Annotated in this window: 12 protein-coding genes; 6 read left to right on the top strand and 6 right to left on the bottom strand. The window is 73.9% G+C overall.

Annotated elements, in window-relative coordinates; all coding sequences use genetic code 11:
- A complete protein-coding gene (menD, locus tag ACLE50_RS02770) occupies positions 1-1,695 on the bottom strand; it encodes a 2-succinyl-5-enolpyruvyl-6-hydroxy-3-cyclohexene-1-carboxylic-acid synthase (protein WP_410941740.1) in 1,695 nt (564 codons plus the stop codon).
- 141 nt (positions 1,696-1,836) lie between these two features.
- Here menD and ACLE50_RS02765 point away from each other — a divergent pair, with 141 nt between their 5' ends.
- The 3 genes from ACLE50_RS02765 to ACLE50_RS02755 all read left to right on the top strand — a co-directional run bounded on the left by ACLE50_RS02765 (position 1,837) and on the right by ACLE50_RS02755 (position 6,099).
- Positions 1,837-2,931 (top strand): alkene reductase, encoded by a 1,095-nt coding sequence (locus ACLE50_RS02765; protein ID WP_410941739.1) that lies wholly within the window; start codon positions 1,837-1,839, stop codon positions 2,929-2,931.
- Between the two features lie 201 nt (positions 2,932-3,132).
- Positions 3,133-4,407, top strand: coding sequence for an MFS transporter (locus ACLE50_RS02760; protein WP_410942251.1), 1,275 nt, complete (start codon positions 3,133-3,135; stop codon positions 4,405-4,407).
- Between the two features lie 45 nt (positions 4,408-4,452).
- Positions 4,453-6,099, top strand: a complete 1,647-nt coding sequence (locus ACLE50_RS02755) for an ABC-F family ATP-binding cassette domain-containing protein (RefSeq protein ID WP_410941738.1) — start codon at positions 4,453-4,455, stop codon at positions 6,097-6,099.
- A gap of 62 nt (positions 6,100-6,161) precedes the next feature.
- Here the strand turns inward: ACLE50_RS02755 and ACLE50_RS02750 are convergent, their stop codons facing one another.
- Positions 6,162-6,479 (bottom strand): adhesin, encoded by a 318-nt coding sequence (locus ACLE50_RS02750; RefSeq protein ID WP_410941737.1) that lies wholly within the window; start codon positions 6,477-6,479, stop codon positions 6,162-6,164.
- 113 nt (positions 6,480-6,592) lie between these two features.
- Positions 6,593-7,429, bottom strand: a complete 837-nt coding sequence (locus ACLE50_RS02745) for a helix-turn-helix domain-containing protein (RefSeq protein ID WP_410941736.1) — start codon at positions 7,427-7,429, stop codon at positions 6,593-6,595.
- A gap of 101 nt (positions 7,430-7,530) precedes the next feature.
- On the opposite strand from ACLE50_RS02745, the gene ACLE50_RS02740 reads away from it, so the two are divergent.
- Entirely contained in the window at positions 7,531-8,169 is a 639-nt protein-coding gene (locus ACLE50_RS02740; protein WP_410941735.1) for an NADPH-dependent FMN reductase, read from the top strand.
- Between the two features lie 111 nt (positions 8,170-8,280).
- On the opposite strand, the gene ACLE50_RS02735 is transcribed toward ACLE50_RS02740, so the two are convergent.
- Together ACLE50_RS02735 and ACLE50_RS02730 are read right to left on the bottom strand one after the other, a co-directional pair.
- Positions 8,281-9,105, bottom strand: coding sequence for an aldo/keto reductase (locus ACLE50_RS02735; protein ID WP_410941734.1), 825 nt, complete (start codon positions 9,103-9,105; stop codon positions 8,281-8,283).
- Between the two features lie 9 nt (positions 9,106-9,114).
- A complete protein-coding gene (locus ACLE50_RS02730) occupies positions 9,115-12,057 on the bottom strand; it encodes an FAD-binding and (Fe-S)-binding domain-containing protein (RefSeq protein WP_410941733.1) in 2,943 nt (980 codons plus the stop codon).
- 146 nt (positions 12,058-12,203) lie between these two features.
- Here ACLE50_RS02730 and ACLE50_RS02725 point away from each other — a divergent pair, with 146 nt between their 5' ends.
- A complete protein-coding gene (locus ACLE50_RS02725) occupies positions 12,204-13,106 on the top strand; it encodes a 1,4-dihydroxy-2-naphthoyl-CoA synthase (protein ID WP_410941732.1) in 903 nt (300 codons plus the stop codon).
- 59 nt (positions 13,107-13,165) lie between these two features.
- Here the strand turns inward: ACLE50_RS02725 and ACLE50_RS02720 are convergent, their stop codons facing one another.
- Entirely contained in the window at positions 13,166-13,414 is a 249-nt protein-coding gene (locus ACLE50_RS02720; RefSeq protein ID WP_410941731.1) for a hypothetical protein, read from the bottom strand.
- Between the two features lie 373 nt (positions 13,415-13,787).
- Between ACLE50_RS02720 and menE the strand changes: the two genes are divergently transcribed.
- Entirely contained in the window at positions 13,788-15,032 is a 1,245-nt protein-coding gene (gene menE / locus ACLE50_RS02715) for an o-succinylbenzoate--CoA ligase (RefSeq protein WP_410941730.1), read from the top strand.
- The last annotated feature ends 137 nt before the right edge of the window (positions 15,033-15,169 follow it).

Here is a 15,169-nt window from a genome sequence, read left to right as displayed (position 1 = left end):
TCAGGCGTCCCGCAGGGCGTCCCGCAGGGCCGCGTGCGCGTCGCGCAGGCCGGAGCGGGTGGCCGCGACGCGCACCAGGCGTCGTCCGGAGCCGGGGCGGGCGGCCAGCTCGGCGGGGTCGCCGGACCAGTCGGTGACGGTCCAGCCCGCGGCCCGGGCCAGGCCCGCGAGGTCGACACCGGTGGGCGTGCCGAAGATCCGCTCGAAGGCGTGCGCGTGCGCCGGGCCACCCTGTTCGAGCAGGCTGAAGATGCCGCCGCCGTCGTCGTCGAGCACGACGACGGTGAGGTCCGGCCGCGCCTCGGCCGGACCGGTGACCAGGCCCGTCGTGTCGTGCAGCAGGGTCAGGTCGCCGAGCAGCAGCACCGTCGGGCCGCCGGAGTGGGCGAGCGCGGCGCCGGTGGCGGTGGACACCGTCCCGTCGATCCCGGCGACGCCGCGGTTGGACCGCACGGTCAGCCCGGCCCGCGGGGCCGCGGCGAGGGCGACGTCGCGGACCGGGTTCGACGAGCCGAGCACCAGCTGCGCGCCGTCGGGCTGGGCGGCCACGACCTCGCGGGCCAGCCGCAGCCCCGGCGCCCCGGCCGCGGGACCGTCCGGGGTGTCCAGCGCGGTGTCCAGGGCCGCGCCGAGGGTGCGGTCGGCGTCCGCCCAGGCCCGGCTCCACGCCTCCGGCGGGCTGAGCGCGGGCAGCGCCCCGACGGCGCGGACGGTGCCGGCGACGTCGGTCCACGGGGCGCCGTCCGGGCCAGGGTCGGCGTACACGGCGACGGCCGGGTCGGCCAGCAGCCTGCTCACCGCGCGGTGCAGCGTGGGCCTGCCCAGCACCACGACCTGGGTGGGCCGCAGCTCCGGCCGGTCGAGCAGCCACGGCGCGGTGCGGGTCGCGTACGGCCACCACGCCGACGACGGCTCGGCCGCCAGCGGCGCCCCGCCGAGCAGCCCGGGGTCCGGCTCCGGACCACCCGACCCGGCGACCACCAGGGTGGGCGCGGCCGGGTCCAGCGGCAGCGGCGGCAGCGCGCGGACCGGGCGGGGCACCGCGGTCCAGGCACCGCCGCCGTCGCGCCCGGCGGGCAGGTCGCCGAGCAGGCCGGGACCCGCCTGCTCGTCGGTGACCTGCGGGCCGGCCGGGGCGTCGTCGGGGACCAGCGGGTCGGCGTAGGGCAGGTCCAGCTGCACCGGGCCCGGCGCGCCGCCCCCGGTGCCGGTCGCGGCGGCCAGCACCCGGGCCACCGTGGAGCGCCAGCGCGCGACCGACGCCGCGGAGGTGTCGGTCGGCACCGCGGCGGTCGCCGCGGCGCGCACCGCGCCGCCGAACAGCCCGGCCTGCGCGATCGTCTGGCTGGCCCCGGTCCCGACGAGCTCCGGCGGCCGGTCCGCGGTGAGCGCAAGCAGCGCGACCCCGGCATGCGAGGCCTCCAGCACCGCCGGGTGCAGATTCGCCACCGCGGTCCCCGAGGTGACCGCGACCGGCACCGGGCGCCCGGAGGCCAGCGCGAGACCGAGCGCGAGGAAGGCGCCGGTGCGCTCGTCGATCCGGACGTGCAGGCGCAGCAGCCCGAGCGACTCCGCCCGGGCCAGGGCGAACGCCAGCGGCGCGTTGCGCGAGCCCGGGCACAGCACGGCGTCGGTCACGCCGGAGCGGACGAGCTCGTCGACGATCACGCGGGCCTGGGCGGTGGAGCCGTTCATCCCGCCGACGATATGGCGCGCCGGACGGGATCCGCCCACGGACCCGGCGGGCGTGACGCGCGTCAACCCGCGGCCGGGATGAGGCCCGCGGCCATGATCGTTGAAAGGTGACGTACCCGTACCCGAGGGAAAGGCCGTCCCGTGTCCACTCCGCTCTCCGCCGACAGCCCGCTCCTCGAGCCGGAGACCGTCGGTGACTGGTCGCTGCGCAACCGCGTCTGGATGGCGCCGCTGACCCGCAACCGCGCCGACGCCGACGGCACCCCGAACGAGCTGCAGGCCACCTACTACGCCCAGCGCACCGGCGCCGGGATGATCGTCGCCGAGGGCAGCCAGCCCTCCGCGGCCGGCCAGGCCTACCCGAACACCCCCGGCGTGTACGCCGACTCCCACCGTGCCGGCTGGGCGCGGATCGCCGACGCCGTGCACGGCAACGACGGGAAGATCGTCGTGCAGCTGATGCACGCCGGCCGGATCTCGCACACCGACAACAACGGCGGCGTCGCCCCGGTCGCGCCGTCCGCGGTGCGCGCCGCGGGCCAGATCTTCACCGCGGCCGGGCTGCAGGACCACTCCGAGCCGCGCGCCCTGGAGACCGGCGAGCTGCCCGGGATCGTCACCGAGTACGCCGACGCCGCCCGCCTGGCCGTCGACGCCGGCCTCGACGGCGTCGAGCTGCACGCCGCCAACGGCTACCTGCTGCACCAGTTCCTCGCCGACGGCGTCAACCACCGCACCGACGGCTACGGCGGCTCCCCGGAGAACCGGGCGCGGCTGGTCGTCGAGGTCGCGCAGGCCACCGCGGCGGCGATCGGCGCGGGCCGCACCGGCATCCGGATCTCCCCCGGGCACCCGTTCAACGACATCAGCGAGGACGACCTCTCGGTCTACGAGTCGCTGGTCGCGCAGCTCGCGGAGCTGGACCTGGCCTACCTGCACGTCATCGCCGAGCCGACCGACCCGATCGTCGGGAAGCTGCGGGCGCTGTGGCCCAACACCTTCGTGCTCAACACCGGGTTCGGGCTCGAGTCCGACCGGGACGCCCTGGAGCGCCTGGTCGCCGACGGTGTCGCCGACGCGGTGGCCGTCGGCCGCCCGTTCCTGGCCAACCCGGACCTGGTCGCCCGCTGGGAGCAGGGCGCGGAGCTGAACGACCCGCGCCAGGAGCTGTTCTACGGCGGGGGCGCCGAGGGCTACACCGACTACCCGGCACTGGACACCGCGCCGGACGCCTGAGGCCGATCCCGAAATCCCGTCACAGACGGGTGAAACCGGGCATCTCCCGTCGTACGGTGCTCGCGCCGCGCACCGCCGCGCGAGCACCGTCCCGGGGGAGACAGCGTGTCCGAGATCCACACCGGCCCGGGCGACACCCGGCCGGCGTCGTCGGCGTCCGAACGCCCGCACACACCGATCGCGAAGGTCGTCGCCGGGAGCATGCTCGGCACGACCGTGGAGTGGTACGACTACTTCCTCTACGGCGTCGCCGCGACCCTGGTGTTCCCGGTGACGTTCTTCCCCGGCTCCGACCCGGCCGCGGGCACCCTGCTGTCGCTGGGCACGTTCGCCGTCGGGTTCGTCGCCCGGCCGTTGGGCGGGTTGTTCTTCGGTCACTACGGCGACCTGATCGGCCGCAAGAAGCTGCTGGTCGCGTCGCTGCTGATGATGGGCCTGTCCACGTTCGCGATCGGACTGCTGCCGTCCTACGCCTCGATCGGGGTGCTCGCCCCGCTGCTGCTGGTGCTGCTGCGGGTGATCCAGGGCTTCGCGCTCGGCGGCGAGTGGGGCGGCGCGGTGCTGATCGTGTCCGAGCACGGCAGCCCCGAGCACCGCGGCTTCTGGGCGAGCTGGCCGCAGGCAGGCGCCCCGGCCGGGCAGCTGCTGGCGAACGGCCTGCTGGCGGTCATGGCGCTGGTCCAGCCGGAGGACGCGTTCCAGAGCTGGGGCTGGCGGATCCCGTTCCTGCTCTCGGCGGTGCTGGTACTGATCGGGCTCTACGTGCGGCTCGCCGTCGAGGAGTCCCCGGTGTTCCGCGACGCGCAGGCGAAGGCGGCCGCCCGCGCCGCGGCCGGGGAACGCGAGAGCGCCCCGATCCTGGAGGTGCTGCGCTCCTACCCGCGTGAGGTCCTCACCGCGATGGGCGCCCGGTTCGCCGAGAACGTCTCGTACTACATCTTCACGATCGTCGTCTCGACGTACGTGAAGACGCAGCTGGGGCTGCCGACGTCGTTCGTGCTGGGTGCGGTGCTGATCGGCGCCGCGGTCCACCTGGTGACGACGCCGCTGTGGGGCGCGATCTCCGACCGCGTCGGGCGCAAGCCGGTGTACCTGTTCGGCGCCGCCGGCGTCGGGATCTGGGCGTTCGCGTTCTTCTTCCTGCTCGACACCCGCAGCTTCGCGCTGTCGGCGATCGCGGTGACGATCGGGCTGGTGCTGCACGGCGCGATGTACGGGCCGCAGGCCGCGTTCCTGTCCGAGCTGTTCGGCACCAAGGTCCGCTACTCCGGCATCTCGATCGGCTACCAGCTGGCGTCGGTGTTCGCGGGCGGCCTCGCACCGCTGATCGCGGCGTCGCTGCTGGTCGCGACCGGTACCGGGTACGCGATCGCGGCCTACATCGCCGCGTCCTCGGTGCTGACGATCATCGCCGTCGCCACCTACTCCGAGACCCGCACCCGGCGCCTCGACGCCGACCCGGCCGTACGGGGCTGAGCGGACGGAAACCGGTGGCCGCGCCCGGGTAGCGTGACGCGCGAGATGAGCGCGACCCTGCACGTCACGGACCTGGCCGCGGGCCACGGTGACCGCCCGCTGTTCTCCGGCCTCGACCTCGTCGTCGCGCCCGGGGACGTCATCGGGCTGGTCGGCGCCAACGGCGCCGGCAAGTCCACCCTGCTCGCGCTGCTGGCCGGTGGGCGCACGCCCGAGCAGGGCAGGCTGACCCTGGCCCCGCCGGACGCGACCGTCGGGTACCTGCCGCAGGAGCCCGACCGCCGGCCCGGCGAGACCGTCGCCGGGTTCCTGGCCCGGCGCACCGGCGTCGCCGCCGCGCAGACCGCGATGGACGACGCCGCCGAGGCCCTGGCGACCGGCGGGCCCGGCGCCGACGACCGCTACGCCGCCGCCCTGGACCGCTGGCTCGCCCTCGGCGGCGCCGACCTCGACGAGCGCTCCGGCGAGGTGCTGCACGAGGTCGGCCTCGGCGCGGGCCCGGACGCGGCGATGACCGGGCTCTCCGGCGGGCAGGCGGCCCGGGCGAACCTGGCCGCGCTGCTGCTGTCGCGCTACGACCTGCTGCTGCTCGACGAGCCGACCAACGACCTGGACCTCGACGGGCTCGCCCGCCTGGAGCGCTTCGTCACCGGTGCCGGGCGCGCGGGCACCCCGGTGGTGCTGGTCAGCCACGACCGGGAGTTCCTGGCGCGCACGGTGAACCGGGTCGTCGAGCTGGACCTGGTGCAGCAGTGCATCGGCGTCTACGACGGCGGCTACGACGCCTACCTGACCGAGCGCGCCACGGCCCGGCGGCACGCCCGCGAGGCCTACGAGGAGTACGCCGACAAGCTCGGCTCGCTCAAGGACCGCGCGGTGATGCAGCGGAACTGGATGGCCCAGGGCGTCCGGAACGCGCGGCGGAAGACGAAGGACCCGGACAAGAACGTGCGCGCCCAGCGCGCGGAGTCCAGCGAGAAGCAGGCGGCGAAGGCCCGGCAGACCGAGCGGGCGATCGAGCGGCTCGACGTCGTGGAGGAGCCCCGCAAGGAGTGGGAGCTGCGGATGGAGATCGCCGCCGCGCCTCGCTCCGGGACCGTGGTCGCCGGGCTCGACGCGGCCGTGCTGCGCCGCGGGGACTTCGTGCTCGGCCCGGTGACGGTGCAGGTGCAGTGGGCAGACCGCGTCGTGGTCACCGGGGCGAACGGGGCCGGGAAGTCCACGCTGCTCGCCGGACTGCTCGGCCGGCTCGACCCGGAGTCCGGGGCCGGTGGGCTCGGGTCCGGGGTGCTGGTCGGGGAGATCGACCAGGCCCGCGGGGCGTTCCTCGGCGAGGCGACGCTGCTGCGCGCGTTCGGTGAGCAGGTGCCCGACTGGCCGGAGTCCGAGGTCCGCACGCTGCTCGCGAAGTTCTCGCTCGGCGCGGACCAGGTGCTGCGGACGGCGGCGTCGCTGTCCCCGGGTGAACGAACCCGGGCGGCGCTGGCGCTGCTGCAGGCCCGCGGCGTGAACCTGCTCGTGCTCGACGAGCCGACCAACCACCTGGACCTGCCCGCGATCGAGCAGCTGGAGCAGGCCGTCGACGCGTTCGGCGGGACCGTGCTGCTCGTGACCCACGACCGCCGGATGCTCGACACGGTGCGCGCGACGCGACGCTGGGAGGTCCGCGACGGCGCGGTGCACGAGGCCTGAACGTGCGTCGGCCCCGGTACGGGATCCGTACCGGGGCCGCGGAACTCGTGGTGCGGGCTGTGTCAGGCCTGCTCGGGCTCGACCGCGTCGTCCTGGGCGACGATGGCGAAGCGCAGCTCCTGCTCGCCCTCCTCGGTCTGGACGGGCTGCACGTCGAGCACCTTGTCGTCGAGCATCTGGGCCGCGGACGGCTCCAGGAAGACGGCGACGCCCTCGCCACGCAGCACGGTGTCCTGGCCGTCGGCGCTCTGCGCGAGCGCCAGCTCCAGGCCCTGCTCCGGGTCGGGCGCGGTGATGCGCAGGCCGCCCTGCTCGGGCAGCTCGGCGTCGGTGGTCAGGGACTTGATCGCCTCGGCGGCGTTCTCGGTGATGGCCAACATCGGTTCCCACCGTACGGACCTGCGGTGATTCGTCGACCCGGCTCCCCGGGTCGTGGGACGGCACGGGGGCGGATGACCGCCGTACCCTCCCGGAATCCGCTGAGTGTCCTGCATCACAGCGACCCTGGCACGGCACGCAGCGGCCGTCCGCCCAGGATCTGCCGAAGCAGCTCCGCGGTCGCGTCGTCGGCGGGCAGGAGGACGAGGAGCTGCTGCCCCGCATCGGCGCGGATCTCCAGGGTCTCCCGGTCCAGATGCAGGACGCCCTCCGGGCGTCGCCAGCGCAGCATCCCGCCGGCCCGGCGGGGGTGGCGGCCCAGCCGTCCCGCGAGGTCCGTGCGCGCCGCGGGCGGCAGGTCGGTGCGCAGCAGGTCGAGCTGCGCGGACGTGGCCCCGAGCCAGAGTTCCGCCACGCGCTCGTCAGCAACGCGATCCCGATCCGGGAACACGTCGCGGGCGCGCGGGTCGGCCAGCACGTATCGGGTGAGATCGGGGCGGTCACTGTCGAGCAGTCCGGATGGAGCCGCCAGCGTCGCGAACGACGACGTGTGCGCCAGGACCGCACCGAGCGGATCGAGCACAAGAGCGAGGCCGGGTTCGAGCAGCGCGAGCATGCTCCACACCCCGGCGCGAACGTCGTCGCGGCGCGGCGGCAACCCAATGCACTCGCTGCCCTCGGTGATCTTCGCGAGCCGTCGTAGGTAGTCACGGTCGGCGTCGTCGAGACGTAGGGCGTCGGCCAGAGCGTTGATCACCGGCACGGACGGGTTCCGATCGCGGCCCTGCTCGATGCGCACCAGGTACTCGACGCTCATCCCGGCCAGCACGGCGAGCTCGCTGCGTCGCAGGCCAGGTGCCCGGCGGCGCGGTCCGACCGGCAGCCCGAAGTTCTCCGGCCGGGCGCCGTCGCGCCGCGACCGCAGGAAGTCACCGAGCGGCGAACCGGACACGCCCCGAGCGTACGAGGGTGCGGCGCCCGGAGGGTGGCCCCGCCGGGGCCATCCTGCGCATGGTCTCCCCCGGCGCGTCCGTACGCGCCAGCGTCGATCCCATGACCACAGAATCGGTGAACACCGAGATCGTGAGCACCGGAGCCGGGGCCGACCGCGCTCCCACTCTGCTCGTCCTCGTCGGCAGCGTCCGAGACGGCCGGTTCGGCCATGTCGCCGGGTCGTGGGTCGCCGAGCGGGCCCGCGAGCACGGCGGTTTCGACGTCGAGCTGGTCGACCTGGCCGACGTCGACGTCCCACTCGTCCTGCCCGCGGCTTCACCGAAGGACGCCGCGAGCTACCCGCGTCCACCCGGGATGACTTCATTGACCCGCGCGCTCGATGCGGCCGACGCCGTCCTGCTCGTCACGCCGGAGTACAACCACAGCTACCCGGCGTCCCTGAAGGCCGCGATCGACTGGCACTACACCCAGTGGGCGGCGAAACCGGTCACGTTCGCGTCCTACGGCGGTGGCAGCGGTGGCAGGCACGCCGTGCTGCACCTGGAGAACGTGCTGGTCGAGCTGCATGCGGTGCCGATTCGGGACCGACTGGCGTTCGCCGACTATCCGCTGCACTGGGACGACGGGCGCCCCACGGAGGCCGCTGCGCAGATCGCGGCGAAGAACGTCCTCGACCTGCTGCACTGGTGGGCGGTGGCGCTGGCCCGGGGACGCACGGAGGCTCCCTACCCGGCGTGACAGCTCGGGCGGACGACTCCTGCCTGCGAGCAGTTGCCTGCGGCGACCGCGCTGCACGACGACGGCCCGGCACCGCGTGGGTGCCGGGCCGTCGAGCCGGTGCGGGTGACCTCAGCCGAAGGTGTCCGGGTCCGGCCCGATCCGCTCGCCGGTGTGCAGCTTCTCGACGGCGGCCATGTCGTCGTCGGAGAGGGTGAAGTCGAACAGCTCGAAGTTCTCCTTCATCCGCTCCGGGTTGTTCGACTTCGGGAAGACGATGTTCCCGAGCTGGATGTGCCAGCGCAGCACGACCTGGGCCGGGGAGCGGCCGACCTTCTCGGCCAGCTCGGTGAGCTGGGAGTTCTCCAACAGCCCCTTGCCCTGGCCGATCGGGCTCCAGGCCTCGACGGCGATGTCGTGCTGCCGCAGGTAGTCGCGCAGCTCGCGCTGCACCAGCTGCGGGTGGAACTCGACCTGGTTGACGACGGGGACCGTGTCGGTCTCCTTCGCCAGCCGCTCGAGGTGCGGGACCTGGAAGTTCGAGACGCCGATGGACAGCGTCTTGCCCGCGGACCGCGCGTCCTCGAAGCCCTGCCAGGTCTCGACGTAGCGGTCGTCCTGCGGCTTCGGCCAGTGGATCAGGTAGAGGTCCACGTGGTCGAGGCCGAGCTTCTGGAGGCTCTCGTCGAGCTTCTCGACAGCCGACTTCCGGCCGTGGCTGTCGTTGTTCAGCTTCGTGGTGATCCAGAGCTCGTCACGCGGGATGCCCGAGTCGGCGATCGCCTGGCCGACGCCCTCCTCGTTGCCGTACATCTGCGCGGTGTCGATGTGCCGGTAGCCGATGTCCAGCGCGGCCTTCACCTTCTCGGCGGTGGTCGCGTTGTCGATCTGGAAGACGCCGAACCCGAGCTGCGGGATCTCGCGGCCGTCGTTCAGCTTGATAGTCGGAACAGCCATGCCGATCGTCTACCCGGCCGTGCGGCCCGGCATGCGTGCCGGTGTTCCGCGCAACGCCCTGACCGCGATCTGCGCCAGGTGCACCGGCTCCCGCTCCCCCGCCTGACGCACCTGGGTGCGGCAGGAGTAGCCGTCGGCCAGCAGGTCGACGGCCGGTTCCGCGGAACGCAGCGCGGGCAGCAGGGCCCGCTCGGCGCACGCCATCGAGACGTCGTAGTGCCCGTCCTCGAAGCCGAAGTTGCCGGCCAGGCCGCAGCAGCCCGAATCGAGCACGGTCGCGTCGACGCCCAGCGCCGAGAGCACCGCCCGGTCGGGCTCGCTGCCCAGCTCGGCGTGCTGGTGGCAGTGCACCTGGACGAGCACCTCGCCGTTGCCCGAACCGGCGGCGACGGCCAGCTCGTCGGTGTGCCGGGCGAGCAGCTCGGCGAACGTCGACACCTGCTGGGACAGCAGCTTCACCCGTGGGTCGTCGGGCAGCAGCTCGGCGGCGTCGGAACGCAGTGCGGCGGTGCAGGACGGTTCCAGCCCGACGACGGGGACGCCGGCGTCGAGCGCGGGGCCGATCCGGTTGAGGCTGCGCGCCAGCACCCGCCGGGCCGCGGTGACCTGACCGGTCGAGACCCAGGTCAGGCCGCAGCAGACGTTGCCGGGCGGCAGCTCGACGCGGTAGCCGAGCGCGGTGAGCACGGCGACGGCGTCGGCGGCGATGTCCGGGTCGAAGTGGTCGGTGAACGTGTCGGTCCACAGCATCAGCCTGCCGCGGCTGCCGGGCGCGATGCCCAGGTCCGGCACCGCGGAGGTCATCTCGCCGCGCTTGGCCCGGGACGTGTAGGTCTCCCGCGCGATCGGCGGGATGGCGCGCTGCGGGTCGATGCCGCCGGCCTTCTTGGCGACCTTCGCCAGCAGCGGCACCTGCGAGAGCTTGTTGATCCCGTCGACGGCGACGGCGGGCAGCGCCCCGACGATCCGCATCCAGCGCGGCAGCGCACCCATCGAGTAGTGGTTGCGCGGGCGCAGCTTGTTCTTGAACCGGTGCGCCAGAAACTCGGTCTTGTACGCCGCCATGTCCACGCCGACCGGGCAGTCGGACTTGCATCCCTTGCAGGACAGGCACAGATCCAGCGACTCGGCGACCTCGTCGGACTGCCAGCCGTCGGTGATGACCTCGCCGTTGGCCATCTCGAACAGCAGCCGGGCGCGGCCGCGGGTGGAGTACTTCTCCTCCTGGGTGACGTTCCAGCTGGGGCACATGACGCCCGAGCCGGTGTCGACCGCGCACTTGCCGACGCCGAGGCAGCGGCGGGTGGCGCGGTGGAAGGAGCCACGGTCGTGGCCGAAGGCGAGGATCGGCTCGTCGGGCATGGTGGGCATGCCCAGCTGGACGCGCAGGTTCTCGTCCATCGTCGCCGGGTTGACGACGCGGCCGGGGTTCATCCGGTCGTCCGGGTCCCAGATCTCCTTGAACCGCTCGAACCCGGCGATGATCTCCGGCGGGTACATCCGCGGGAGCAGCTCGGCGCGGGCCTGGCCGTCGCCGTGCTCACCGGACAGCGACCCGCCGTGCTCGACGACGACGTCGGCGGCGTCGGTCATGAAGTCCCGGAAGTTCTGCACCCCGGCCTTGCTGAGCAGGTCGAAGTCGATCCGGACGTGCAGGCAGCCGTCGCCGAAGTGGCCGTAGTAGATGCCCTTGCGGCCGTGGCGCTCCAGCACCTTGTCGAACTCGCGCAGGTAGGCGCCGAAGCGCTCCGGCGGGACGGCGGCGTCCTCCCAGCCCGGCCAGGCCTCGCCGCCCTCCGGGGACCGGGTGAGCAGGCCTGCACCCTCCTCGCGGATCTTCCAGAGCGCGGCCATCTCCTTCGGCTCGGAGACGACGACGGCGCCGGTGGTGTAGGCCTTCATCGCGTCGGCGACGGCCTGCGCGGCGGCCTCGGCCTCGCCGCGGTCGGCGCCGCCGGTCTCGATGTAGAGCCAGCCCTTGCCCTCGGGCAGCATCCGGCTGGCGGTCTCGTTGGGGCGCAACGCCCTCAGCGACGCGATCAGGCCGGCGTCCATGCCCTCGATGGTCAGCGGCGAGTGCTCGCGGACGATCATCACGTTGTCCGCGGCGTGGTAGGCGTCCGGGAAGCCGAGCACGGCCAGCGCGCGGGCCGGCGGGGACTCGACCAGGTCGACCGTCGCCGAGAGGATCGTGGCGCAGGTGCCCTCGGTGCCGACCAGCGCCTTCGCCAGGTTCACGTTCCCGGGGAGCAGCTGGTCGAGGTTGTAGCCGGAGACGCGGCGGGTCAGGTCCGGGAAGCCGCGCTCGACGTCCGGCGCGAGCCGGGTGCCGAGTGCGCGCAGCGCGTCCGGGATGGTGCCGGTCTCGGTGCCGTCGCCGCCGAGGGTGAGCCGCTCGCCGCGGTAGGTGAGGACGTCGAGCGAGCGGACGTTGTCGACGGTCTTGCCCCAGGCCACCGAGTGCGAGCCGCAGGCGTTGTTGCCGATCATCCCGCCGATCGTGCAGCGGTTGTGCGTCGACGGGTCCGGGCCGAACGTGAGGCCGTGCGGCTTGCCTGCGTTGCGGACGGCGTCGCAGACCGCGCCGGGCTGGACGGTCGCGGTGCGCGCGTCCGGGTCGATCTCGAGGATCCCGTCCATGTGGGTCTTGAGGTCGAACGCGACGGCAGTGTTCACCGACTGCCCCGCGATCGAGGTCCGCGAGCCGAGCGGGAGCACCGGCACGTCGTGGGCACGGCAGACCGCCACGGCGGCCTCGACGTCGCCGGCGTCGCGCGGGGCGATCACACCGATCGGGATCCCCCGGTAGTTCGACGCGTCCGCGGACCACATCGCGCGGCTGCCCGCGTCGAACCGGACCTCGCCGCCGATCGCGGCACGCAGGTCGTTCTCCAGGGCCCGGTACGCGGTGGCGCTCGAGGTGGTGGGGCGCGCAGCGCTGTCCGTGCTCACACGTACTCCTTATCGGCAGCTCGGGGCGGGCTCGACGCTACCCCGGGATACCGGCGCCCCCCACGGTCGCGGTCCGTACCAGGATGGATGTGTGACCGGGACACCACGCGGTGAGCGTCGGTGAGCCCGGACTCTAGGGTCGGCACATGGCCGTCTCCGAGATCTTCGACCCCGACGCGTGGAAGCCGGTGGAGGGGTTCGACTTCACCGACATCACCTACCACCGCGCCGTCGACACCGGCGCCGTGCGGATCGCGTTCGACCGCCCCGAGGTGCTCAACGCGTTCCGCCCCGGCACCGTCGACGAGCTGTTCACCGCACTGGAGCACGCCCGGACCACCGCCGACGTGGGCGCCGTCCTGCTGACCGGCAACGGGCCGTCGCCGAAGGACGGCAAGCGCTCGTTCTGCTCCGGCGGTGACCAGCGGATCCGCGGGCGCACGGGCTACCAGTACGCGTCCGGGGAGACCGCCGAGACCGTGGAGAAGGGCCGCGCGGGTCGGCTGCACATCCTGGAGTGCCAGCGGCTGATCCGCTTCATGCCGAAGGTCGTGATCGCCGTGGTGAACGGGTGGGCGGCCGGGGGCGGGCACTCGCTGCACGCCGTCGCGGACCTGACGCTTGCCTCGGCCGAGCACGCGCGGTTCAAGCAGACCGACGCCGACGTGGGCTCGTTCGACGGCGGTTTCGGCTCGGCCTACCTGGCGCGCCAGGTCGGGCAGAAGTTCGCCCGGGAGATCTTCTTCCTGGGCCGGACCTACACGGCCGAGCAGATGCACCACATGGGCGCGGTGAACGAGGTCGTGCCGCACGCGGAGCTGGAGAACGTCGCGCTGCAGTGGGCGCGGGAGATCAACGGCAAGTCGCCGCAGGCGCAGCGGATGCTGAAGTACGCGTTCAACCTGATCGACGACGGCCTGGTCGGCCAGCAGCTGTTCGCCGGTGAGGCGACACGGCTGGCGTACATGACCGACGAGGCCATCGAGGGCAAGGACTCGTTCCTGGAGAAGCGCGAGCCGGACTGGTCGCCCTTTCCCTGGCACTACTGAGCCGCCCGCCAGCACTGAGCGGTCGCCGCGCGGCGAGGGTTCGCCGCGCGGCGGCGGGCTCAGTCCTGTGCGGGACGCGGCTGCGGGACCGGCGCCGCGCCGACCCGGCGCGAGACCGGGACCAGCGCCACGACCGGCTGGAATGCGAGCGCGGCCAGCTCACCGGCGGCGGCGCGGTGGCCCCGGACGGCGCCGCGGTGGGTGCGCTGGGCCGGCACCTCGGGCGCGTCGGTGATCTCGGGGACGGCCCGCAGGGCGGGGGTGGTGTCGTCGGCGGTCCCGGTGGACGCGGTGGTCGGCGCAGTCATGGGGAACTCCTCACGTCGCCGTGGAACGCCGGCCGTGCGCCGCCGCTCTCACGAGGACTGTCGCTCAGCGCGGCGACGCCGTTGCCGATCCCGTCCCGCATTCGACACATCTGATGAATGCGCCGTGTCGACTTGCGGTCACGGCCACCACCTGCGAGCAGCCCGGAGCGGCGGGAACGTCTCACCCGCTGAGGCATCGCCGGGCCTCGTCCCCGCAGCGCGTTCCGCGGAACGCGGGTGATCACGATTCTGGAAGGGATGCGGCCACCGTTGGCCGGGATCCCACCCGATTCGTGATCACGCGACGCACGGCCGGGCTCGTGCGGGCAGGCGCGGCGTGAGTGGTCACCGCGCGGGTGGCAGGCTGATCCCCATGCAGGACGGCGTGCGGACGGTCGGGGTGGACGGCTCACTCGAGTCGGTGGCGAAGCTGGTCACGGCCCTGGAGGCCGCTCTGGACGGGGGCCCCGCCGTCGTCCCGGTGCGGGTCGCCGACGGCACCGCCGCCCCGGACGGGATCACCGGCCCCGACCCCGACGCCGAACCGCCGCTGCCCGAGCCGGTCGTCCGAGCCGCGGCAGACGGGTTGCCGGAGGGTCTGGCCGTCGTCGTCGCCACCTCGGGGTCGACCGGGGAGCCCAAGCACGTCGGGCTGACCGCGGACGCGCTGCGGGCGTCGGCCCGGGCGACCGAGGACCGGCTCGGCGGGCCGGGGACGTGGGTGCTGCCGCTGCCGGCCGAGCACGTCGCGGGCGTCCAGGTGATCCTGCGCTCGCTGCTGGCCGGACGCCCACCGGTCGTGCAGGACGTCCGCGAGGGCTTCCGGCCCGAGGGCTTCGCCCGCGCCACCGGACGGCTCGCGCACGGCGAGCGCCGCTACACCAGCCTCGTCCCGACCCAGCTCGCCCGGATCCTCGACCACGGCAGCGCACCGCTGTACGCGCTGGCCGGCTACGACGGCGTCCTGGTCGGCGGCGCCGCGCTCGACCCCGGCCTGCACGCCCGCGCCCTCGACGCCGGGATCCGGATCGTCACCACCTACGGCATGAGCGAGACCTGCGGCGGCTGCGTCTACGACGGCGTCCCGCTCGACGGCGTCACCGTCACCCTCGACGGCGACGACCCCGCAGCGGGCCGGATCGTGCTCGGCGGCCCTGTCGTCGCAGCCGGCTACCTGGGCGACCCGGCGGCGACGGCCGAAGCGTTCACCGCCGACGGCTTCCGCACCAGCGACCTGGGCGCGGTCTCCGCGGACGGGACGCTGACCGTGCTCGGCCGGGCCGACGACGTCGTCAACACCGGCGGGGAGAAGGTCGCCCCGGCCGCGGTGGAGCGGGCCCTGCTGGCCGTGCCCGGCGTGCGCGGGGCCTGCGCCGTCGGCCTGCCCGACGACGAGTGGGGCCAGATCGTCGCCGCGCTGGTCGTCGGGGATGCCCCCGAGGAGACCCTGCGCGACGCCGTCCGCTCCGCGTGCGGCCGCGCCGCCGTCCCGCGGCTGCTGCACCGGGCCGACGCGGTGCCCGAGCGGGGTATCGGGAAGCCGGACCGGACCGCGGTCACGGAGCTGCTCGCAAAGGTCCGCGAGCCCGCCGCGAACGGTCACCGAGCGTCGTCCTGAGCTGCGGTTCGTCGCTCTGCGCGACGACTACGTCACCTGACCTCACCCGTCACCACTCGGAGCGGTGAACCGGACGTACACACCATGGGGTCGGTTCACGCTGCGTGCGTTGCGCCCCGCCCGTACATCGAGTGTGC

Source organism: Pseudonocardia phyllosphaerae, assembly GCF_046546475.1.
Lineage (GTDB): Bacteria > Actinomycetota > Actinomycetes > Mycobacteriales > Pseudonocardiaceae > Pseudonocardia > Pseudonocardia phyllosphaerae.
The sequence above is the reverse complement of the archived record's forward strand: the minus strand, read 5'-3'. Positions and strand labels throughout refer to the sequence as shown.

Excerpts from the sequence above, each read along its gene's own strand:
- menD (WP_410941740.1), bottom strand. The coding sequence starts at position 1,695 with ATGAACGGCTCCACCGCCCAGGCCCGCGTGATCGTCGACGAGCTCGTC.
- ACLE50_RS02760 (WP_410942251.1), top strand. The coding sequence starts at position 3,133 with ATGCTCGGCACGACCGTGGAGTGGTACGACTACTTCCTCTACGGCGTC.
- ACLE50_RS02755 (WP_410941738.1), top strand. The coding sequence starts at position 4,453 with ATGAGCGCGACCCTGCACGTCACGGACCTGGCCGCGGGCCACGGTGAC.
- ACLE50_RS02750 (WP_410941737.1), bottom strand. The coding sequence starts at position 6,479 with ATGTTGGCCATCACCGAGAACGCCGCCGAGGCGATCAAGTCCCTGACC.
- ACLE50_RS02740 (WP_410941735.1), top strand. The coding sequence starts at position 7,531 with ATGACCACAGAATCGGTGAACACCGAGATCGTGAGCACCGGAGCCGGG.
- ACLE50_RS02735 (WP_410941734.1), bottom strand. The coding sequence starts at position 9,105 with ATGGCTGTTCCGACTATCAAGCTGAACGACGGCCGCGAGATCCCGCAG.
- ACLE50_RS02725 (WP_410941732.1), top strand. The coding sequence starts at position 12,204 with ATGGCCGTCTCCGAGATCTTCGACCCCGACGCGTGGAAGCCGGTGGAG.
- ACLE50_RS02720 (WP_410941731.1), bottom strand. The coding sequence starts at position 13,414 with ATGACTGCGCCGACCACCGCGTCCACCGGGACCGCCGACGACACCACC.
- menE (WP_410941730.1), top strand. The coding sequence starts at position 13,788 with ATGCAGGACGGCGTGCGGACGGTCGGGGTGGACGGCTCACTCGAGTCG.